Source organism: Pseudophaeobacter profundi, from assembly GCF_029697505.1.
Taxonomy (GTDB): Bacteria; Pseudomonadota; Alphaproteobacteria; order Rhodobacterales; family Rhodobacteraceae; genus Pseudophaeobacter; species Pseudophaeobacter profundi.
Map to the genome: position 1 here is coordinate 1 of NZ_JARJEF010000041.1, position 742 is coordinate 742.

At 52.8% G+C, this 742-nt stretch carries 1 protein-coding gene; it reads right to left on the bottom strand.

What is annotated here, in order from left to right; genetic code table 11:
* Positions 1–87 precede the first annotated feature (87 nt).
* The coding region (locus P2081_RS20190) for a hypothetical protein (RefSeq protein ID WP_278924581.1) at positions 88–742 on the bottom strand (655 nt) is incomplete at its 5' end.

Genomic DNA, 742 nt, shown 5'->3' on the forward strand with positions numbered 1-742 from the left:
ATTTATTAATATGTTTAGAAAACAAACGAAAAATATTTGCAAGTGAGGAGGATTCCAACAGTTGTGAGCGCAGAGGACCTAAACATCCTAGGCGGCAACGACAGTGGTGGAACTGGCGACCTGGGAGGAGGAAGAAGAAGAAGCGGCAGCAGCTGAAGAGGTGGAGGTGCTGACAGCGACGGCGGCGCCACCACATCCGCAGGGGAAGAAAGCCTTCTGGATCTTGACGAGGTACTCGGACTGGAGAAGCTTGGCAGTCTGGATCTTCTTGAAGTAGTCGACCTTCCAGAAACCGCAGTCGCTGGTGACAGACTTGATGAACTTGATCCTGGTGAGGGCGTTGTCGAAGGACTCGCCGGGGAGGGGAGTGAGAGCTCGGAGCAGCCAAGCATCAGCAGCCTCGGTGGCGCGCACCTTGTCGAGGGTCTTGTAGTAGGTGGAGAAGTAAGATGACAGGTAAGCATCGTTGTACCAAATGTTGCAGCTAGAGAGGGTAGCCTCCTGGATGAGGAAAATCCTCTTGCACCAGATCTCGTCAGATGTGTCAAAGAGGGAGTCCTTGGCGAAGATCCTCTTGATGTAGTCAACTTCAGACTCTCCGGACCACCTCTTGAACTCAAGGGCGTACACAGTCTTGCTGTACTTGAACCACTTTTCGCTGGTCCACAAGTCGAGGGTGGGGAAGCAGTCTCGGATGACGGTGATCCTCTTGGCAAAAATGTCTTCGGTTTCCCAAGCTTCC